We start from the raw sequence: 20,797 nt of genomic DNA on the forward strand, positions 1-20,797 counted from the left end.
CAATCACCGGCGTCTTCTGGAGACCATAGGAAACATCCCTCCGGCTGAAGCGGAGGAACGATACTACGCCACGCAGGATCAACCGGCGGTGGCAGCATAACTTAAACCAAACAGCCTCCGGCAAACCCGGGGCGGTTCAGACGTTCAACAGACTGCAATCTCAAGCCTGCATTTCACTGCAGATGTGGAGCCTATTTTTTCGAGCTGCAAGCTTCGCACAATTTACAAGGGTTAGACCGGCAACCGCAGCCGTCTGTTGACCGGTTCCCCGCCCGCCCAACGGCGGCTGCATGGCGACAAACCAGGCAGGACCCATGGACATCAAGCATCGTTTCAAGGAAGAAAGACACCATCCGCGCCGTCGCGCGCGCTTGCGGGGCGGTAAACTCGCAGATCTCAAGGACAAATTTCTGACCGACTGCACGCTGTTTGATGTGTCAGAGGGAGGCGTGGGCCTTCTCGTGCCCGAAGACGTGATCCTGCCCCTCGAAGTGCTGCTATACGACGATCGCGACAAGACCCTGGCATTGGCAAGGATCTGCTGGCGAAATGGCAAGCAGATCGGCATCGCCTATGAAGTGCCGCCTGCCTCCGTGACGCTCTTCAAGGCACAAAAGCTGCAAGCCCTTCAATTCAGCCGATATGCTGTAAGCGACGACGAAGCCAAGTTCAATGAAGACACTCAGGCTGACGGTAATCCGCAGAAAACCATCGCTTAGTGCTGATCTTGTGCTTCAAAATCGCCTGGAGCGCTGCATGATGATGAGGTTCAACCTCATCATCATGATTGTCGCCATCAGGCGGTTCGGACATCAATCTTCTTAAGGACTTTCGGCCAGGGAGCCGAACGATCCGCCCGCAAGCTTTCAGCGCCGGAGAGCCATCCGCCTTGTCTAAGCTCAACGAGATGGAGATTTCACGGCTATTCAGCTGCCTCCGCTGGCTTATAGCCAAGTGCCGCGTTGAGCTTGGCAATCAGATCGACCGCAGCCTCGGCAATCACGGTTCCCGGTGGGAAAATCGCGGTCGCGCCTGAGGCATACAGCTCGTCATAGTCCTGCGGCGGCACGACGCCACCAACCACGATCATGATGTCTTCGCGGCCCTCGTCCGCCAGCGCCTTCTTCAGCGCCGGAACAAGCGTCAGATGGCCGGCTGCGAGCGACGACACACCAACCACGTGGACGTCGTTCTCCACCGCCTGGCGTGCCGCTTCCCCCGGGGTCTGGAACAACGGGCCGATATCGACATCGAAGCCGAGATCGGCAAAGGCAGATGCAATCACCTTCTGTCCGCGATCATGGCCGTCCTGTCCCATCTTGGCGACGAGAATACGCGGCCTGCGGCCGTCGTCTTCCTCAAAGGCCTCGACGAGCTTCAAAACCTTGTCGATGGTATCGGACATGGCGCCTGCCTCCCGTTTATAGACGCCCGAGATCGACTTGATCTCGGCCTTGTGGCGGCCGAAGACCTTTTCCATCGCCAGGCTGATTTCGCCAACAGTCGCCATGGCTCTCGCAGCCTTCACCGATAGATCAAGCAGATTGCCCTGCCCGGTCTTCGCACCTTCGGTCAAGGCCTCAAGCGCTGCCTGCGTCTCGGTTTCATTGCGCTCGGCGCGCAGGCGCTCGAGCTTCGCAAGCTGCTGCGCCCGAACGTCTGCATTGTCGACCTTCAGGACGTCGATGGGCTGCTCGCTGGTCGGCTTGTACTTGTTGACGCCAACAACGGTCTGCGCGCCGCTGTCGATCCTCGCCTGGGTCTTGGCAGCCGCTTCCTCGATCCGCAGCTTCGGAATGCCCTTCTCGATGGCCTTGGCCATGCCGCCGAGCTCTTCCACTTCGCGGATATGGGCCATGGCCTTTTCCGCCAGATCGTTGGTCAGCTTCTCCACGTAGAACGAGCCGCCCCAGGGGTCGATGACCGATGTGGTGCCGCTTTCCTGCTGCAGGAACAGCTGGGTGTTGCGGGCAATACGCGCGGAGAAGTCCGTCGGCAGAGCCAACGCCTCGTCCAGAGCGTTAGTGTGCAGGGATTGCGTGTGCCCTTGTGTTGCCGCCATGGCCTCCACACAGGTACGAATGACGTTGTTGAAGACATCCTGCGCCGTCAGCGACCAGCCCGAAGTCTGGGAATGGGTTCGCAGCGACAAGGACTTCGGATTTTTCGGCTGGAAGTTTTCCTGCATCAGGGTCGCCCAGATCAGGCGCGCCGCACGCAGCTTGGCGACTTCCATGAAGAAGTTCATGCCGATGGCCCAGAAGAACGACAGACGGGGCGCGAATTTGTCGATGTCCATGCCGGCAGCCACGCCGGCGCGGGCATATTCGATGCCGTCAGCAATCGTGTAGGCCAGCTCCAGATCCGCCGTCGCCCCGGCTTCCTGCATATGGTAGCCGGAAATCGAGATCGAATTGTAGCGTGGCATGTTCGCGCTGGTGTAGGCGAAGATGTCGGAGATGATCCTCATCGAATCCTTTGGCGGATAGATGTAGGTGTTGCGGACCATGAACTCCTTCAGGATGTCGTTCTGAATGGTTCCCGACAAATCGGCCTGGGCAACGCCCTGCTCCTCCGCCGCAACGATATACAGCCCCAAAACCGGCAGGACCGCACCGTTCATGGTCATGGACACACTCATCTTGTCGAGCGGGATACCCGAGAAGAGAGTGCGCATGTCATAGATGGAGTCGATCGCAACGCCTGCCATGCCGACATCGCCCGCAACACGCGGATGGTCGCTGTCATAGCCACGGTGTGTCGCCAGATCGAAAGCGACCGAGAGGCCTTTCTGACCGGCGGCAAGGTTGCGCCTGTAAAAGGCGTTGGAGGCTTCTGCGGTCGAGAACCCCGCATACTGACGGACCGTCCAGGGCTGCTGGACGTACATGGTTGGATAGGGTCCACGCATGAACGGTGGCAGTCCCGGCCAGGTGTCCAGATGAGCCAGCTCTGACGTGTCCTTGGATGTATAGACGCCTGGCACGTCGATATCTTCAGGCGTGCGCCAGGGCTCAGCCTTTCCCGGCTCTGCATGCCCAAGAACATCCTTGAAAGCGACCTTGGAGAAATCGGGGATCGTGGTCATGCCAAAGTCTCCTCACCTGTCGCCATTCCCAAACGGGCATGGAGCTCCTGCAGCAGTTCCAGAAGATTGCCGCCTGCATATATATATGTATCGACCCCGGCCGTTTTCAGCTCCGCCTCCAGTTCACCGGGCTTTCCGGCCAGATAAATATACTCTGCGCCAGCGGCCTTGAACGCTTTTGCCGCTTCGACAGCCTGTTCCTGATAAACGCTGTCGGACGAGACGAGGCAGGCAATGCGCGCATCACAGGCCTTGAAGGCCGCTAACAGCTCTTCCAGGCTGTCCGTCACATCGCCTCCCAGGCTGTGGATACCTCCAGCTGCAAACGCGTTGGACACCCAGGTTGCCCTTGCAGTGAACTGGGCTAGCGGCCCGAGGCAGGCGAGGAAAATCTGGGGAGGGCCGCCCGAATTGGTATCTGCCCGATCGCGAAGCTGCTCAAACGGCTCTGCCAGACGCATGCGGCATAGCGGCGTAATCGAAATCGCAGGTGTGTCAGACATGGCCAGCGGCAGAAGATCGGCAATCGTCGCCCCATTGGCAAAGGCATCGCACAGGGACCGAAAACGCTTGCCGGTGGACGAGTCGGAAACCTCGACCGCTGCGCCAAGTGCCTCAAGCTCTACCGCTTGATCCTCAAGAACCGCGACGGGCTTTTCGTCCAGTGAAGGAAACTCACTCACGCCGGTAATCGGGCGTTTGCGTCTTGCCACATCAAGATTGCGCTGGCTGGCAGCCGAACCGATCTTTTCGATCAGTGTCCCGCTGGTCAATGCTTCGAAGATCCCTCCTTCGGCCTCGATTTCCTGCAGCCGCGCCCAGGCGCTTGCGACCAGCGCCTCCGTTCGTGCCTCGATTGCGCCCGATCCCGCGGCAGGATCCGCCACCATATGCAGCTGGCTTTCTTCGAGAAGAATTGACTGGGTGTTGCGCGCAAGACGCCGGGCAAAACCGTCGGGCAGGCCGATGGAACGTGTATGGGGAAGCACGGTTATGCCGTCTGCACCACCGATGCCGGCGGCGAACGTGGCCACGGTGTTGCGAAGAAGGTTCACCCAGGGGTCCACATTGGTAAGCATGCGGAAGGAGGTCTGCATGTGAAGCTTCAGCGGCGTCTGCGGAAGACCGCAAGCATCCAGGATAGAGGCCCAGATGCGACGGGCCGCCCTCGCCTTCGCTATCGTGCCGATCTGATCGGCGTCAGCAACCAGCACGACGGACAAATGATTTTGCCAATTGGCAACTGGCACCTCGCGGCTCGAGAGCGCGCGCATATAGGTGATGTTGGTCGCCATGGTGCACGCCAGTTCCTCGGCAGCTCCAGCACCCCCGATATGCCAGACCCGCCCGTCTGCGCCGAAGCAACAGGTATTGGCTCCCATCTGCTCAAGCGCGTTGATCGCATCTCCAAAACGCGCCCAATGCTCCTCAAGCGGCAGATTCAAACGACCGCATGACGCCAGTCGTGTTAGCGGATCATTGCCAAGATTGATTTCGACACGCGCCGGATCAATCGCTTTTTTCTCGAGATATGCGATCAACATGGCCAGGAAGCCGTTTCCGGCATACCCGGCAGAGATGCGCAGCTTGATCAGATCGAGATAGACCCCATCGAGCAAGACTTCCATGTCGGCGAGACTGTTGACCCTAACGCCTGAGATGCCCTCGGTGGTCTCGGCCGTTTCGAAAATCAGCTCCAGACCATCTGCACCACCTTCCAGGTCCTCGTGGATCTGGCGGTTTGCGCTTGCAGCGTCGGGGATGTCGATCCGTTGAAAAACAGTCCATGGCTGCTGCGCCGGACGTGCCTGTCCAGGCAGGACATCAGCACGCCTGTTATAAAGAGGGGAAATATCGATCCCCTCATCGGTTTTGCCATGAAGTTTTGTCCTCGGCGCGCCTTTTAGAGCTTTATCGACTGCGGCCAGCCAAGCGTCTTCCGACTGAGACAAAAAGTTCTGGGGTATGTTCAACGTCATCTCGATCTCCCAACGCCATCCGTTTTAGTCCCTGACGGGAAGGCAAGGCAACTCAGTAGATCGGTTAAGATTGCGGACGGCGCCAGATCGCCCGAAACACGCCTACGACGGCTTCTGCGGATTGCACCTCGGAAGAATCACCAGAACGCCCGCCTACGCGAATGCACCGTGCTGAGGATTTTCTGCGCCTCGATTTGGTAAACGAACCCTTTCAAAACTACCCCTGGGGCAGCGCTATTTTTGCCAGTGGTATTCCATCAGAAACAAATAGACAAAAAACTGGCGTGACAGGCCAAGTTTGAGCGCTTTAAGTGATGGCATGCCGGATATTTCTAATGTAACTTCTACATATTGCCGCACGGGAAGGTAACAACCTATGCAACCCATAAACCGGAAACATCTTTAAAGGTGAGGAAAGGAGCCAACAAAAAACTTCCAACAAATCCCATCTGCAGCAACTTGCTAAGCAATCGTAAAAATACGACTGGCAATGAACTGCACAAGGCGAGAATAGATCGCCACAACAACGGATGTGCACAATGCTTGATCAAATTGAACTCAAGAATAAACTACGCGCAATTGCGGAAGCCAACGCCGCTCATCATGTACTCGATATTCTCGAATCCAATCTGCGCCGCATGGGAGCGACCCACGTTCTCGTCACCGGCCTCCCGATGCCCAACAGACCAATCGACAGTCTCGTTCATCGCTTCCGCTGGCCCGATCAGCGCAACGACGGCATCGAAAGCACCTCCCTGTCCGCCAACGACAGCGCGTTGATGCTGGGTCTTGCGTCCAACAGAGCAAAGGTCTGGGACATTTCGGCTGGCGACATGGAGCACTCCGATCTTCTGGCCGCCGCAGGTGAAGGCAATCAGGTTGTCATCGTTCCGGTGACCGAGCTGCATCCTTTCCAGGCGTTTGTCTTCGCAGCAGGCCCATCGATCCAGGCGACCAAGTGGGAGCTGAATGCTCTTGAACTTCTGTCCGGCGCGGCTCTCGCCCGTCTTCGCGATCTGGGTGTCGTCTCTGGCCAGCGTCCAGGGGCACTTTCGACCCGCGAACGCCGCGTTCTCGAGCTGACTGCATTCGGCAAGACCGCTGGTGAAATCGCGGATGTTCTCGAGATCTCACAGCGGACCGTGCATGCGCATCTGCAGAACGCAAGCGTAAAGCTGAATGCCTCGAACAAGACACACACCGTTGTCGAAGCGCTGCGCTACGGTCAAATTCGGGTCTGATCCGAAAACGGTGACTGCCAGCAGCTTCATTTGATTGCGCGCTGGCTTCCAAAGAGCCTGAGCAAATAAGCTCTGGCCACCTTTTGGGAGGAAACGATACGCGTCGACGAGTTTTTGCCGACGCGAGATATCAAAGACCTCATTCGCGAGGCCTCTTTCTGGCCAAGGCCGGGTCGGAATCAAACCCCGAGAAATTTTCGCGACATTCAGCAACCTGAGCGAAGTTTGCCCTGCGCTCGTCTACTTGCATTCACTCGCGAGGCCTTCTGTTCCTCATTGTCATGCGTGCGCTTCCAAACTGCGGAGATAGCTGGCGTCAATTTTCCACGCTGGCGCACAAAAAAGGCGAGACGTTTCCGCCTCGCCTTTCTGAATTGTTCCATATCAAAAGCGGTCAGTAGGTCATCATCGCAGGCAATTCCTTGGCCTGCTCGACCCACTTGGTCACCTGTGCCGTGCCTGGCACCTGACGCACAAGCTTCTTTTCAGAGTTCACTTCAGACATCTTGTCCGCAAGGTTTTCCGCATTGCGATGCTTAAGTTCCTTGACCGTGTCCACGCCTGCAGCTTCCAGAAGCTCGGAATACTCCTCACCTACGCCGCTGATGCGCATCAGGTCGGCCATGTTGGCCCACTTGAGAATACGGCTTGCCTCGATGCCGGTTTCGTCAGCGAGCGCCTTCCGGCCCTTTGGGTCCTTTGCCCGCTCAAGATAGGCTTCCGTGGTCTTGATCCCAACGGCGCCAAGCTTTTCAGCGTATACCGGACCAATTCCCTCGATTTCAGAGATGGAATACGACATTTTCAAAGTTACTCCCTAATTTCCCCGAACTCCATTTGGGACAACTAAACGATCTGGCTCAATCCCGGGATCTTCGAAATCACTTCGTCTACTGCGTCATCCCCTGCTTTTTCCTTAGCATAGCCCACGAGCTGGCGCACAACAGATTGTACTTCGCTCATGCCCAGGCCTTCAGAGGTCAGTTCGTTCAATGCGCCCATGGCGCCCATTCCAGGGACCATGCCGCCCAAACCGCCGAGCAGGCCGCCGCCCTTGGAGCCTGCCTCACGTTCTGCAACAAGTTCAGCGGCACCCGGCAGAGCGTCAAAAATCTGTTGCATCTGTTCGGCAGGACCATCCTTATTGAGAAACTTGAGGATAATTGCCACGGCGTTGCGTGCGACATCCTCACTGATCCCAGTAGCGGATACGATACGAGTGATGAGTTCTTCCATTTCGGTCTCCCAATGAAGGCGGGCCAGACGGGAACGTTCGGCCAAGATGATGACAAGGGCTATACACTGAGTAACAGCCCGACGTCGACGGGAACGTGACGTATTGGGAAGGCTTTTTCGTCTCGTTTTGTATCGTGCGAGACTTGGGCAGGCACCGGGGAGACTGGAGCGGAATGGACAGCATTTATATTGGTGGCAGCACCAAAGACGAAAAACTTCTGCTCAAGCTTGCAAACCGGCATGGGTTGATTACCGGTGCCACCGGAACCGGCAAGACGGTCTCGCTCCAGATCCTGGCAGAAGGCTTTTCCTCAGCTGGCGTCCCCGTCTTCTGCGCTGACATCAAGGGAGACCTTTCCGGCCTGTCGACAGCAGGCACTGAAAAGGACTTTCTGGAGAAACGGGCCGCCGACATCGGCTTCTCAGATCGATACACCTACGAGGCCTTTCCCACCGCCTTTTGGGACCTTTACGGCGAGCAGGGCCATCCGGTTCGCACAACCGTCAGCGAGGTTGGCCCGCTGCTGCTGGCACGGTTGCTGGAACTAAACGACACCCAGGAAGGTGTGCTGAACATCCTTTTCGAGCTTGCCGACGATGAAGGCCTGCTGCTGCTCGACCTGAAGGACCTTCGAGCGATGCTCGCGCATGTCTCCGACCGGGCATCCGAGCTTTCGCGGCTTTATGGCAATGTGTCGAAGTCGTCGATCGGCGCCATTCAGCGGCGTCTTCTGGTTCTTGAGCGTCAGGGCGGCGACAATCTGTTTGGCGAGCCCGCGCTTGATATACGCGACTTCATGCGCACGGCCCATGACGGACGCGGCATGATCAACATTCTTGCCGCCGACAAGTTGATGAATTCGCCAAAGCTCTACGCTGTGTTTCTACTCTGGTTGCTGTCGGAACTTTTTGAAGAACTGCCCGAGGTCGGAGATCCGGAAAAGCCGAAGCTCGTCTTCTTTTTCGATGAAGCGCACCTTCTCTTCAACGACGCACCAAAGGCCCTGATTGAAAAAGTGGAACAGGTCGTGCGCCTGATCCGCTCAAAGGGCGTGGGCGTCTACTTCGTCACCCAAAACCCGCTGGACGTTCCCGATACCATCCTGGCGCAATTGGGCAACCGTGTTCAGCATGCGCTGCGCGCTTTCACCCCTCGTGATCAAAAGGCCGTTCGCGCAGCCGCGGAAACCTTCCGGCCAAATCCCAAGCTCGACACCGAACGCGTGATCACCGAACTTGGCGTCGGCGAAGCGCTCGTCTCCACGCTCGAAGGCAAAGGCATCCCGTCAATTGTCGAACGGACGCTGGTGCGCCCGCCCTCTTCCCGACTTGGGCCGGTGACCAAGGCGGAACGGCGCGAGTTGATCCAGTCGAGCGCGGTGTTCGGGCTTTACGAGCGGCTCAAGGACAGGCACTCGGCCTATGAAATGCTGGAACAGCGCGCTCAGGACGAGTTGCGGCAAGAAGAAAAGCAGCGGAGCAAGGAGGAACGCCACGCCCAAAAGCATGGCGAACCCCGGCGAACACGTTCAGGCTTCGAACTGCCGGACTTTGGCCGCGACGACCGCCCACGTCAGGAAAGCAGACGGAAGACCAGCAGCCGACGCAGCAATCGCGACAGTGTTCTGGAGGCCGGCATGAAGTCGGCTGCGCGCAGCCTCGGGTCGTCCCTTGGCCGCGCTTTGGTACGCGGCCTTCTGGGCTCCCTCAAGCGAGGATTTTAGAAGGCCAGCCCTGTGATGAACAGAAAATCTTCTGCTACGGAGGCTCAAGAACTGGAACAAAAGGCTCTTGCTATCGGGAAATGGGCCAATCTCTTTATGGCGTTCGCTGGCATTGCGGCATCCTGGGCCTCCAACTCCAATGCACTGCTTGTCGACGGCCTCTTTTCAGGTGTGAATTTCCTTTCGGCTCTTGTCGCTGCGCGTATCGGCCAAAACGTTGGCCGACCTGCGACAGCGTCACGGCCCTGGGGACAGGATTACGACGAAACTCTGTTTGTGACGTTCAGAAGCCTGGTGCTGATCGGCATTCTCACCTTCGCCGCGTTCGTTAGCGGCTCCAAGATCTTTAATTTCGCGACCGGGGGTGTCGTCACACCTCTCATTTTCGGACCAATCGCGATCTACTCTGCCATCATAGTGCTTATATGTGTTGCTCTGGCGATCATCTATCGTCGTGCATATGTGAAGAGCGGACGCCGCAGCTCGATTTTGAACACCGAGAGCCGTGCGGCCATCATCGACGGGGCGCTTAGCATTGGTGCTGGTGCAGCACTTCTCAGCATTCCCTTCCTCGATGGAACAGCGCTCGAACCCTACTTGCCAATTGGTGACGCTGTCGTTGCCCTTCTTCTTGTTGGCATTGTCATTTGGCAGCCGTTGGCGACCTTCCGTCGGACACTTTCCGAGCTCGCAGGTGTCAGCGCACCGCGAAAAACCGTGTTGCTTGTGACCAGGGCAGCCCGCAAGTTGGCAAAAGCTGACGGCTTTGTGTTCCATCGCGCCTCCGTGCTGAATGCCGGGCGCTACCATTTTGCAGCGGTGTATCTCGACCCGGCGCGGCCGGTCGACGCCGCAGAAGTGGACGCTTTTGAGGAGAAGCTGAATGCCTGTTTGGCTGATATCCTTGGGCCCACCAGAACCGAGATCATTGTCACTGCAAGAAAAAACAGCCCTCCTCCTGAACGCCGTTAGCGCACAGCGCTCTGTGTTTCGGCGGCAAACATTCAAATCACCTGCTTTCGATTTGCACCGCGCTCGAAGATGTGGCCAATTAGGCTTCCTCTTCGGAGCGCAATCCGAATCTCAAATCTTAAGACAACTCCAAGGATGACCGATGAGCACCATCGAGAAGGTCCTCACACGGATCGACGCCGATCTGGACAACTCCCTTTCGCGCCTGTTCGATCTGCTCAAAATCAAGAGCATCTCGACCGACCCAGCCTATAAGGACGAATGTCGTACGGCGGCGGAATGGCTGGCGAAGGAACTGACCAGCATTGGCATCGACGCCACAGTCCGCAGCACCGAAGGCCACCCAATGGTGGTCGGTCACCGCAAGTCCGGCAAGCCCGGACCACATGTTCTGTTCTACGGCCACTATGACGTTCAGCCGGTCGACCCGCTGGAACTGTGGGACACCGCCCCCTTCGAACCACGGATCGCGACCCGCGAGGACGGCACGAAAATCATCGTTGCCCGCGGTTCGGCAGATGACAAGGGCCAGCTGATGACCTTCGTCGAGGCGGCCCGTGCGTTCATTGCCGAGACGGGCGACCTTCCCATCGACGTCTCGGTTCTGTTCGAGGGCGAGGAAGAATCCGGATCGCCGTCCTTGCATCCTTTCCTGACCGCCAACAAGGACGAGTTGTCCTGCGACCTGGCTCTTGTTTGCGACACGGGCATGTGGGACGCCGACACTCCAGCCATATCGATCATGCTGCGCGGCATGGTCGGCGATGAGGTGATCGTAAAGGCGGCCTCCCGCGATCTGCACTCCGGTCATTATGGTGGCGCAGCCCAGAACCCGAACCACATCGTCGCCAGCATCATTGCCGGGCTTCACGACGAAAACGGCAGGATCACCCTGCCGGGCTTCTATGACGGCGTCATCGACATGCCCGAAGAGGTCACTGCCATGTGGGACAAGCTCGGTTTCTCCGCCGAAGACTTTCTCGGCGACATAGGGCTGAAATACATGCGCGGCGAAAAAGGTCGTCAGGCCCTGGAGCATATCTGGACACGTCCGACAGCCGAAGTGAACGGCATGTGGGGCGGTTATCAAGGCGCAGGGTCCAAGACGGTGATCCCGGCAGAAGCTCACGCCAAGTTCACATTCCGCCTTGTTGGGGATCAGGATCCGGACAAGATCCGCGACGCCTTCCGTGCGTATGTGCAGTCCAAGATCCCGGCAGATTGCACTGTCGATTTCATTGCGAAGGACGGCAGCCCGGCCCTGCGTCTCGACTTCGACATGCCGGCTCTTGCCAAGGGACAGGCGGCGCTCAAGGCCGAATGGGGCAAAGACGCGGCCCTCATCGGCATGGGTGGGTCCATCCCGATCGTGGGTGACTTCAAGCGCATGCTCGACATGGATTCCCTGTTGATCGGTTTTGGCTTGGAAGATGATCAGATCCATTCGCCAAACGAGAAATACAACCTCAAGAGCTTTCACAAGGGCATACGGTCCTGGGCTCGTGTGCTTGACGAGTTGGCAAAGGACTGACGACTTTGAGCGGGCCGCTGGCGCGGCCCGTTTTCTTTTGAACGCGATATCTCAGCAATAGTGAGACCTCACATGAAATCTGTTTGCGTCTTCTGTGGTTCCAGCTACGGATCGAACCCGGTCTATACTCAGGCCGCCAATGAAACCGGTACGCTGATCGCGAAGCAGGGCCTTACTCTGGTCTATGGCGGCGCAAAAGTCGGGCTTATGGGCACCGTCGCCGATGCGGCACTCGCCGCTGGAGGCCAAGTCATTGGCGTCTTGCCTACCTCGCTGCAGGAAAAAGAGCTCGCTCACGATGGGCTGTCCGAACTCCACATCGTAAGTTCTATGCACGAGCGAAAGGCCCTGATGGCGGAGCTGTCCGACGCTTTCCTGACACTGCCCGGTGGGGCCGGAACCATGGAAGAACTGTTTGAAGTCTGGACGTGGGGCCAGCTCGGGCTGCACAATAAGCCATGCGGTTTTCTCAACACCCAGGGCTTTTATGACAAGCTTCTCAGTTTCCTGGACTTTCAGTCTCAAGAAGGCTTCATGAAACCTGTGATGCGCGACATGGTCCAGGCGGCCGACAATCCGGCTGATCTCCTCAAGATGTTTCGGGCCTATCAGCCGCCCGCCACACCAAAGTGGATTAAAACCGACGAAACCTGACGTCTCCTTTTCCACCACCGAGGTGTCACACAATCCATCTGTCGACAATCTTAAAACCCGTCTTTGCATGATGCATGGCCGGGTGTTAAGAGCTGGCTTCGCTGGAATAGTTCCTCCAGTCAGTTCCTTTCCGGAGTTTCCTGTTTCATGCGTTCACCGCTCCTCGGTTTTGCCTGTCTTTTCGGTCTTCTTGCCGCTGCGTGTTCTCCGACCGTCGACTACGACGGCCCCGTCCAGATCGCCAGAACATCAAATGTGACGCTGGTGCAGATCAACGACGACACCGTTGGCGGCATCACAGCAGAAACGACCTATGGCGAAAAGTCGATCGCGGCAGCCCTGCCCGGCTTCACCACCGAGGGCGTTCAGACCGCCGTGGAAGACACCACTGAATGGGCGATCGCAGCATTCAATTCGGACGGTTTTCAGGTTCTTCAGGTTTTTAAAGGAAAAGGCGGCAAAGTGCGCACCGTCCATGGCGTCACTCACCACCTGCAGGGACCAAATGGCGAGCGGATCGGCATGACCTTCTCCGAGATCGGCTCCGCCCGTGCGGACTGCCGCGTCGGACGCAACTTGTGGCGCGGAATGGCGATCTGTAGATCCAAGGGACACGAGAACGTTGAACTCGTCTACGCGATCCCCGGATACCAAGGACCCTTCGACCAGCTTCCGCCGTCCAAAGAACTTTTCGACGCCCAATTGCAGCGGATTGTCTGGACGCCCCGTACCTGATCCAGAGGTCACGGTCCCTCGAGTTGACTAGACGTGCGGCTCCGAGTTCACCGGCACCGCACCGACCGGTCGCCAGACGTTACGCTTCTTGGCGTATTTCTCCATCGCATCTGCAACGGGCATGAAAAGCTGCAACTCCCGCTCACGGATGCCAGGCAAGGACTTGGGATCAAGCCCTGTCCACGGCAGGAAGGGGTTCCGGCGCATGTGCCAATGCACTTCGCAGCGCACGGTCGGCTTGTCTGAAGGCGTTCGCCCATGAAAAGCAAAGGTATCTGCCACAACCAGCGTGTTGGCGGGGACGGCCATGCGCTTTGGCTGCGGCAAACCGAGTTGCTCCAGTTCCTCTGCGCTGATCCGGAATGACCCGCTGGCATGATGGGAATCCTGCCCTCGACTTGCCGACATGGAACACTGATGCTGCCACTCGAGGCGTTTTTCAGTCAATTTATGCGAGCCTGGAACGAAGCAGAAGGGCCCATCGTCCTCGCCAACATCCTGCAAAAAGAGCCAGGCTTTTGATGTGGCATGAAAGGTGTCCGCGTGGACATTTGTCTGCGGATCTTTCTTGCCAGAAGGCTGGGCGATGACAGTCTGCAGAAAACCCATGGGCTGTCCGCTCTGAGAAGCAGCATAGCGGATCTGGGCCACCGCTCTTGGATCTCGAAGTGCGCGAGCAATTGCTGGATTGACGTTCAACACGGCCGGGGGCAAGGGCGTCATCCGCGTGACGGCCGCACCCTGGCGCATCTCACGAGCCTCAAACGGCTGTCCGAAGATCTCCTGTTTCAGGGCTTCGAAGTCCGCGTCGGGCAGGAAATTACGCGTAACAAAATAGCCATTTTCATCGAAAAACGCGCGATCTTCGGAATTCAGTGTCGTAGCCAGCCTCTTGCGCCGTGCAGCTGCAAGATCGGCCGCGATCTGAACCCGCTTTTTATGCAGGCCCCAACGGTTGAGGGTCTCGCTGCCCAGAATCGGGTTTTTCTTCAAGGATTTTTCGGCTCCGACAACACCCATCAACCAGAAGGGTGCGTTCAGATAGGAAAGGGGTTTCATTGAATTCCTCGACAAAGACTCAAACCAACAATGGTCGAAGTTACCATCCGGCCTTCGCTTTCAACAGCCTTTCAAACCTCAACTTCGAAAGACCAACTTCCACCGTGACGGCAGCTGATTCCTCGGATAAGCCTTGAGGATGACCGAGACAGCACCTCGCAAATCTCTCGACCCCAAGGCTTTGGCTACCGGCATACGCGCGGGAAACCGGGCAAGCCTTGCACGCGCGATAACGCTCGTTGAGTCGCGCAAGGCAGAGCATCGCGCCATCGCCCGTGGTCTGATCCAGGACTTGCTGCCACTTACGGGCAAGGCACAGCGCGTTGGGATTACTGGCGTTCCCGGCGTTGGAAAGTCGACCACGATTGATATGCTCGGTTCCAATCTGACGGCCCAGGGGCACAAGGTAGCCGTTTTGGCCGTGGATCCGTCCTCGACGCGCACTGGAGGTTCCATTTTGGGCGACAAGACCCGAATGGCCCAGTTGGCGGTGGACCAGAATGCTTTTATCCGGCCCTCCCCCTCAGCCGGCACGCTGGGAGGCGTTGCCGCCAAGACGCGCGAAACCATGCTGCTGTGCGAAGCTGCAGGCTTTGACATCATCCTGGTGGAAACGGTTGGCATCGGACAGTCGGAGACCACTGTCGCCGACATGGTGGATTTCTTTCTTGTGCTGATGCTGCCAGGGGCTGGCGACGAACTTCAGGGCATCAAGAAGGGCGTGCTTGAGATCGCCGACATGATCGCGGTGAACAAGGCAGATGGCGAAGGCGCGCTTCGCGCCCAAAGCGCTGCGTCGGACTATCGCGCAGCCCTTCATATCCTCGCACCGCGCTCGCCAACCTGGAGCCCGCCCGTGGTGACCATTTCAGGCCTCGCGAATGAGGGGCTGGGCGCCATGTGGGAGCAGGTAACTCACCACCGTGACAAGATGAGCGCGACCGGTGAATTTCAAAAGCGCCGCGCGGACCAGCAAGTCGCCTGGATGTGGGACCTGTTGCAACAACGCATGATGGAAGCTCTGACGGGCAATGCGCAGATAGCCGAACGGCTCAAGCGCCTCGAAGGTGAAGTGCGCGACGGGCAAACCGCCGTCTCCGTCGCCGTTGAGGAAATATCCGACCTGATCGGCGTTTGAAGAGAAGCCTTATGAGCAAAACCATTCTCGTCACCGGCTTTGAGCCCTTCCCCGGCATGCCGATCAACCCAACAGCGCAACTGATTGCTCGTCTACCAAGACGCCTGGCCCCAAGAACCGGGGTCCGGTTCGAGTTCGTTCGTCTGCCGACCACCTGGGCAGGACGTCAGGCAGTCACCGACCAGTTGCGCAAAGATCTGAAGCCCTCTGCAATCATCCACTTCGGCGTTGACGGAACACGGCGTTGCATCAACATCGAGACCCGCGCCGTCAACCGTGCGACACAGGTCAAGCCAGACGCCAAAGGCTATCACGCCGCCCCCGGCCCTCTGGAACAGGACGGGCCTGCGGCCAAGACATCGACCTTGCCGGTGCGGGCATTGAAAGATGCCGCAGCACGCAGCGGAGTGCCCGTTTCCCTGTCACGTGACGCCGGCACCTATCTTTGCAACGCCACGCTCTGGGACAGCATCTCGAGCGGCATTCCGAGCGTCTTCATCCACGTGCCGCCACTGCCGCGTGGAAGGTTTGACACGAGGCCTTCCCTGCAAGACATCGAAGCATCCGCGGTTCAGATTCTGTATGAAGTCGCGCGGCGGATCTAAGGCGAGCAGTTTCCGAACCGCAACTCCATCCGGCACAGGCGTTGCAATGATCTCCGCATGAGCCGATTTTTTTCCAGATCCGGGACGCAAGTCCCCTCGCCTGCCGACTTGAGCCGTCGCACGTTTCTTGCTGGCACATTGGGTGGCACAGCCTTGTGCCTATCCGGGACGGCCTCGAGCGCGGCCATCCAGATCGCAGACCTGCGCGGTTCCATGGACGCCGGCGAGCTGGGACTGGTTCCAAATGCCTCGGACGATCAGACGGCGCTCTTCCAAAATGCGATCAACCGGGCGGTCGAGAAAGGCCGTGCGCTGTTTCTGCCGGCCGGCAACTATCCGGTTGCCAATCTGCGTTTTCCCTCAGGCACCCTTATTGTTGGTGTTCCTGGGCGCACCCGCCTGATCTACCAGGGCGGCGGCGGACTGCTTGCCACAGCAGAAGGTGTTTCCAATGTCTCGCTGTCTGGCCTCACATTTGACGGAGCTAACCGTAGCATTGGCGGTCACACCGAAGGCCTCCTGCATTTCGTTGGCGTTCGCGAACTGTCTTTGACGGACAGCTCCATTGTCGGATCAGCTCAGAGCGGTGTTGTGGCCGACAGGTGTTCGGGCCGGATTTCGGGTTGCATCATCACAGGCGCCGCAGAAGCGGCCATCCGCTCGAACGAAGCCACCGGGCTTCAGATTACTGACAACGTCATTACCGATTGTGCCAATGGTGGCATCTGGGTGCACCGCTGGAAGCAGGGCGAAGATGGCACCCTGGTCTCCGGCAACCGGATTGAACGCATCGGCGCGAAACACGGCGGGACAGGCCAGTGGGGCAACGGCATTAATGTATTCCGCGCAGACGGCGTAGTCGTCTCCGGCAATCGTATCGCTGACTGTGCTTTCTCCGCGATCCGGTCCAACACAGGCTCAAACGTTCAGATCATCGGCAACTCCTGCCTGCGCTCCGGCGAAGTCGCGATCTACTCGGAATTCGCCTTTCAGGGCGCGCTGATTTCCAACAACCTGATAGACGGCGGCACAACCGGCATTTCGATCGCCAACTTTATGGATGGCGGTCGGCTGGCTGTCTGCTCAGGAAATCTGATCCGTAATCTGTCTGCGACGGGCCCCTATCCGCCAGAAGTTGCAGGTTTCGGCATCGGCATCGCTGCTGAGGCGGACACCACCATCACGGGCAATGTGATCGAAGGCGCTCCGCGGTTTGGTCTGTTGCTTGGCTGGGGCCCCTACATGCGCAACATCGTAGCCTCGCAGAATGTTCTGCGCTCTTGCGGCACCGGCATCGCTGTTACCGTGGTGGACGGGGCCGGTTCAGCCGTGATCAGCAACAATGTGATTCAGGGATCCGACAAAGATGCAATCGTCGGCTACCGCTGGCTCGACAAAGCCACCCGTGAACTCAACAACACACAGGACTGGTCGCATCTAGCAGTGATGGGCAACCAGATCGCTGCCTAAGGCTGAAATCAATCGAGACTGAAACGCAAGGACAGGCAGGACAGGCCACCGTCGACCTTGCGGGCTTCGTGGGTCGGCAAAACGACAGTCTTGAAGCCGGCTGCCTCAACGGCATCTCGCGTCTTCGGATAACCCTCTGGCACCAGCACAACGTCGTTCACCCGGATGACGTTTGCCGCATACTCTTCATCTTCCGGCACCTGGACGGTCTTGCGATCACCGAAAAATTCGCTGTCGATCATGACCTTGGTCGCGAGGATGACACCCTCGCCAAGGGTCGAACAGGCGGTCTTGAAATGCAGCACCCCATCGGGCGTTTCCGCTACGCGGGCATTGTAGCCCCATTCTTGTAAAAGCGCTGCGAAAGCGTCCGCACCAAGCCGGTCTGTACGGGCGGACAAGCCAATCAGAATTTCATCATCCAGCGTCAGGACGTCACCGCCGTCAACGTGGCCGTCTCCAGGAATCTCGACAACATTGTCGAAACGCGCCTCAAGCGCGGCGCGAATTTCAGCCGCTTCGCTCTTTCGGCTGGCAGCACCGGGACGCAGGAGAATTGCACCTTCGGGCAGGCAAAATGCCGGATCTTCCACAAAGCAGCTGTCAGGGAAACCTTCCAGTCGTGGCAGAACATCTACCGTCAATCCGGCCGATTTCAGTGCATCGATATAAGCGGTGTGCTCAGCGCGAAAGGCTTCGCCACTGGGGTTGCCCGTATCGACGGCTCTCAGGCCATCGGCAACACTGTCGGCAGGAACGCGCGTGATTGCGTGGGTGAAATGCCAGGAAAGACCTTCACGATGCGGCATTGGGCTAAACCTTGAGTTTCCAGACTGAGCTCAGACGAGCGCAGCCTTGAGGGCGGAGAGGAAGGTTTCGGACGGACGAACTTCCCCAGCTTCGAAACCGGCGCGAGTGCGGATCGCCGGATTGACATAAGCATCCAATGCCTTGGCCTCCTCTTCGCTCTTGTCGAGCAGAACTTCAAGGACAGCGCCCATCATGACTTCCGCGCCGCGTGTACCGCCGTCGTCGCACTTCAGCGCAATGCCAAGCCCCTTTTCAGGGACCGACGCGCAGAAGACGCCTTCAGCGCCGAACTTGACGAAAACGCGCCCCTTGAAAGCCGCCATGATGTCGGAACAGAAGCGCTCCGTGCCTGCCACCATAAAGGGCTCATTGACACAGGCTTCATACAGACGCTCGCAAGCCTGCGCCCGGTTGGGTTCCAGGTCATTTCCTGTGCCGAAGACGGCAAAGGCGCGCGCAATACCCTTCAACGGGCTGGCATAGGTCGGGATCGAGCAGCCGTCTGTCCCGCAGACATCTGCCGTCAATTCCTCCCCCGTGAATTCTTCGACTGTGGACTTGATTTCCTGCTGCACCGGATGGTCCGGCAGCACATAGCCCTTGGTGGCAGCCCCCAGAACCTTGGCCAGACCAAGAAACCCGGCATGTTTGCCCGAACAATTGTTGTAGAGCGCGCCCGGCTCCTCGTCGGCCCGAACGAGATCGGCGATATCCTCGAGCCGTTTCGGCCACTGAGAGCCGCACTCCAGATCATCCTCGCTCAGACCCGCCTTGATCAGCATGACGCGGGCAGATTTGACGTGCACACTTTCGCCGTTGTGAGATGCACAGCAAAGCGCCAGTTCCGCGTCATCGAAATCCAGAGCGTCGGCGGCCCCACTCTCGACCAGCGGCAAGGCCTGAAGCACCTTGATGGCAGAGCGCGGAAAAACCCGAGCCTCTGCATCTCCAATCGCGCAGACAAGCTTGCCACTGTCGTCGACAATCGCCACAGACCCGCGATGGCGGCTCTCCACCAACTTGCCGCGCGTGACTTCAACGGTGACTGGATTGGTCATGAACGACACTCCTTGGTCAAAATTTGAATGGCTAGGCGGCCTAGTGGGCTGCTGCTTCCTGAAGATCAGCTGTCATCCAGCCTACCAAGCGGCTCATGGCTTCATCAATCACGTGATCCTGTTTGCAGAAACAGAAGCGGATGAAGTTGGTCGGCGCATCACCACCATAGAAGGCGGACACTGGTACAGCTGCGACACCGGCCTCCTTGACCATGCGCTGGCAGGCATCGACATCTGTGTCGCCTATGCCGAGACCCGTGATATCGCAGGTCAGGAAATAGGTCGCTGCGCAGGGCAAAACGCCAAAACCCAGTTTTTCAAGCGCCGCGGCCATGCGATCGCGTTTGGCGGCGAGTTCCGAGGCAAGGCCTTCATAGTAGGCATCATCCTTCGCCAGCCCCGTCGCGACTGCCTTTTGGAGGTTCGGCGGCGTGGTGAAGGTGACATATTGATGGGCCTTGGCGATCGGGTCGATCAGCTGTGCCGCGCCCGTGATGTAACCGACCTTCCAGCCGGTCAGTGAGAAGGTCTTGCCGGCGGACCCAATACGCAGAGTTCGCTCTGCCATGCCGTCAAAGCTCATAAGCGGATGGTGGCGCGCACCGTTAAAGACCAGATGCTCGTAGACTTCGTCGCAGATCGCATAGACGTCGTGCCGAACACAGAGCTCTGCGATGGCCTTGAGTTCTTCTTCAGAGAAAACCTTGGCAGCCGGGTTCATCGGATTGTTGATCAAGATAGCCTTGGTTTTTTCCGTGAAGGAGGCCTCCAGCGCGGCAAGATCCAGAGACCAGCTTGGCGGCGTAACCCTTAGACGCACAGGGGCGCCGCCAGCGCGCTTGACCAGCGGCAGATAGCAATCATAAAGCGGCTCGATCAGGATGACCTCGTCACCGGGTTCGACGAGCGCAAGGATACAATCATTCAAGGCTTCGGTCGCACCAGAGGTCACGACAACCTGGCTCTGCCAATCAATGTCCAGGCCATAGAATCGTTTGTTGGCGGCGGCAACCGCCTGGCGCAATTCCGGCAGGCCCAGCATCGGCGGATATTGGTTGGGCCCATCAACCAGCGCCCTCGCCGCGGTCTCGCGAATGTCCAAGGGGCCGTCGACATCCGGAAACCCCTGGCCCAGATTCACGGCTTCATGCGCCATTGCCAGCCGCGACATGGTTTCGAAAATCGTGGTTTCCAGTCCTGTGAAAACGGGATTGGTGGATTTCATCTTGGGACCTCCCGGCCGATCGCGGTTTTCACGCGATTTCTAGTATCGAATTTCGCGTTGTAGCCTTGAAGATGAACCACGTCGAGTGGGTTTTATTTCGCGTCTCAAGACCATCTGACGCCGAGCCTTTGACGAGCCAAAGCACCAGCGACAACCAGTCGGTTTTTGCATAATGGGAAACCGCTTCCTCCAGTGGATAAATGCAGCGTTTACAGCAACACCCCGTCTTCACGGCGACGTGCTTTGGAAGTTCTCTTACGCAAACGCATTCG

18 protein-coding genes are annotated in these 20,797 nt (G+C 58.2%); 10 read left to right on the forward strand and 8 right to left on the reverse strand.

Annotation, left to right across the window (positions count from 1 at the left end):
- Window positions 1–314: 314 nt before the first annotated feature.
- Window positions 315–719 (forward strand): PilZ domain-containing protein, encoded by a 405-nt coding sequence (locus ABJZ52_RS14905; protein ID WP_348399272.1) that lies wholly within the window; start codon window positions 315–317, stop codon window positions 717–719.
- A gap of 203 nt (window positions 720–922) precedes the next feature.
- On the opposite strand, the gene scpA is transcribed toward ABJZ52_RS14905, so the two are convergent.
- On the reverse strand, window positions 923–3,088 hold the full coding sequence (gene scpA, locus ABJZ52_RS14910) for a methylmalonyl-CoA mutase (RefSeq protein ID WP_348187618.1): 2,166 nt from the start codon (window positions 3,086–3,088) through the stop codon (window positions 923–925).
- Window positions 3,085–5,067, reverse strand: coding sequence for a methylmalonyl-CoA mutase family protein (locus tag ABJZ52_RS14915; protein ID WP_348187620.1), 1,983 nt, complete (start codon window positions 5,065–5,067; stop codon window positions 3,085–3,087). Before ABJZ52_RS14915 ends, scpA begins: the two co-directional genes overlap by 4 nt.
- Window positions 5,068–5,606: 539 nt before the next feature.
- Here ABJZ52_RS14915 and ABJZ52_RS14920 point away from each other — a divergent pair.
- Window positions 5,607–6,308 (forward strand): LuxR C-terminal-related transcriptional regulator, encoded by a 702-nt coding sequence (locus ABJZ52_RS14920; RefSeq protein ID WP_348185964.1) that lies wholly within the window; start codon window positions 5,607–5,609, stop codon window positions 6,306–6,308.
- 394 nt (window positions 6,309–6,702) lie between these two features.
- On the opposite strand, the gene ABJZ52_RS14925 is transcribed toward ABJZ52_RS14920, so the two are convergent.
- Window positions 6,703–7,110, reverse strand: coding sequence for a DUF4332 domain-containing protein (locus tag ABJZ52_RS14925; RefSeq protein WP_348187622.1), 408 nt, complete (start codon window positions 7,108–7,110; stop codon window positions 6,703–6,705).
- A 44-nt stretch (window positions 7,111–7,154) separates the two neighbouring features.
- A complete protein-coding gene (locus ABJZ52_RS14930) occupies window positions 7,155–7,544 on the reverse strand; it encodes a DUF2780 domain-containing protein (protein ID WP_348185968.1) in 390 nt (129 codons plus the stop codon).
- 173 nt (window positions 7,545–7,717) lie between these two features.
- On the opposite strand from ABJZ52_RS14930, the gene ABJZ52_RS14935 reads away from it, so the two are divergent.
- The 5 genes from ABJZ52_RS14935 (at window position 7,718) to ABJZ52_RS14955 (ending at window position 13,160) form a co-directional block, all read left to right on the forward strand.
- The gene (locus ABJZ52_RS14935; protein WP_348185971.1) at window positions 7,718–9,268 is read left to right on the forward strand and encodes a helicase HerA-like domain-containing protein; all 1,551 of its coding nucleotides are present in this window, start codon (window positions 7,718–7,720) and stop codon (window positions 9,266–9,268) included.
- A gap of 15 nt (window positions 9,269–9,283) precedes the next feature.
- The gene (locus tag ABJZ52_RS14940; RefSeq protein WP_348187626.1) at window positions 9,284–10,240 is read left to right on the forward strand and encodes a cation transporter; all 957 of its coding nucleotides are present in this window, start codon (window positions 9,284–9,286) and stop codon (window positions 10,238–10,240) included.
- Between the two features lie 142 nt (window positions 10,241–10,382).
- A complete protein-coding gene (locus ABJZ52_RS14945; protein WP_348187629.1) occupies window positions 10,383–11,771 on the forward strand; it encodes a dipeptidase in 1,389 nt (462 codons plus the stop codon).
- 72 nt (window positions 11,772–11,843) lie between these two features.
- On the forward strand, window positions 11,844–12,425 hold the full coding sequence (locus ABJZ52_RS14950; protein ID WP_348187632.1) for a TIGR00730 family Rossman fold protein: 582 nt from the start codon (window positions 11,844–11,846) through the stop codon (window positions 12,423–12,425).
- Window positions 12,426–12,572: 147 nt separating this feature from the next.
- Window positions 12,573–13,160 (forward strand): DUF1131 family protein, encoded by a 588-nt coding sequence (locus tag ABJZ52_RS14955; protein ID WP_348187635.1) that lies wholly within the window; start codon window positions 12,573–12,575, stop codon window positions 13,158–13,160.
- Window positions 13,161–13,187: 27 nt separating this feature from the next.
- Here the strand turns inward: ABJZ52_RS14955 and ABJZ52_RS14960 are convergent, their stop codons facing one another.
- Window positions 13,188–14,219: a phytanoyl-CoA dioxygenase family protein gene (locus tag ABJZ52_RS14960; RefSeq protein ID WP_348187637.1), complete on the reverse strand. Its 1,032-nt coding sequence runs from the start codon at window positions 14,217–14,219 to the stop codon at window positions 13,188–13,190.
- Window positions 14,220–14,358: 139 nt separating this feature from the next.
- On the opposite strand from ABJZ52_RS14960, the gene meaB reads away from it, so the two are divergent.
- Genes meaB through ABJZ52_RS14975 form a run of 3 tightly spaced genes read left to right on the forward strand, consistent with a single transcriptional unit; the run spans window position 14,359 to window position 17,432 of the window.
- Window positions 14,359–15,357, forward strand: coding sequence for a methylmalonyl Co-A mutase-associated GTPase MeaB (gene meaB / locus ABJZ52_RS14965; RefSeq protein ID WP_348187640.1), 999 nt, complete (start codon window positions 14,359–14,361; stop codon window positions 15,355–15,357).
- A gap of 11 nt (window positions 15,358–15,368) precedes the next feature.
- The gene (locus ABJZ52_RS14970; RefSeq protein WP_348187643.1) at window positions 15,369–15,962 is read left to right on the forward strand and encodes a pyroglutamyl-peptidase I; all 594 of its coding nucleotides are present in this window, start codon (window positions 15,369–15,371) and stop codon (window positions 15,960–15,962) included.
- 57 nt (window positions 15,963–16,019) lie between these two features.
- Window positions 16,020–17,432: a TIGR03808 family TAT-translocated repetitive protein gene (locus ABJZ52_RS14975; protein WP_348187645.1), complete on the forward strand. Its 1,413-nt coding sequence runs from the start codon at window positions 16,020–16,022 to the stop codon at window positions 17,430–17,432.
- An 8-nt stretch (window positions 17,433–17,440) separates the two neighbouring features.
- Here ABJZ52_RS14975 and ABJZ52_RS14980 read toward each other — a convergent pair whose 3' ends face one another.
- From ABJZ52_RS14980 to ABJZ52_RS14990, 3 genes are read right to left on the reverse strand one after another with little or no spacing between them, the layout of a single operon-like run.
- Window positions 17,441–18,241, reverse strand: coding sequence for an arginine deiminase family protein (locus tag ABJZ52_RS14980; protein ID WP_348187647.1), 801 nt, complete (start codon window positions 18,239–18,241; stop codon window positions 17,441–17,443).
- A 30-nt stretch (window positions 18,242–18,271) separates the two neighbouring features.
- Window positions 18,272–19,300 (reverse strand): asparaginase, encoded by a 1,029-nt coding sequence (locus ABJZ52_RS14985; RefSeq protein ID WP_348187650.1) that lies wholly within the window; start codon window positions 19,298–19,300, stop codon window positions 18,272–18,274.
- Window positions 19,301–19,340: 40 nt separating this feature from the next.
- Window positions 19,341–20,525, reverse strand: coding sequence for an aminotransferase (locus tag ABJZ52_RS14990; protein ID WP_348187653.1), 1,185 nt, complete (start codon window positions 20,523–20,525; stop codon window positions 19,341–19,343).
- Window positions 20,526–20,797: the final 272 nt, after the last annotated feature.

Origin of the sequence: Roseibium sp. (assembly GCF_039982295.1) — a bacterium.
Lineage (GTDB): Bacteria > Pseudomonadota > Alphaproteobacteria > Rhizobiales > Stappiaceae > Roseibium.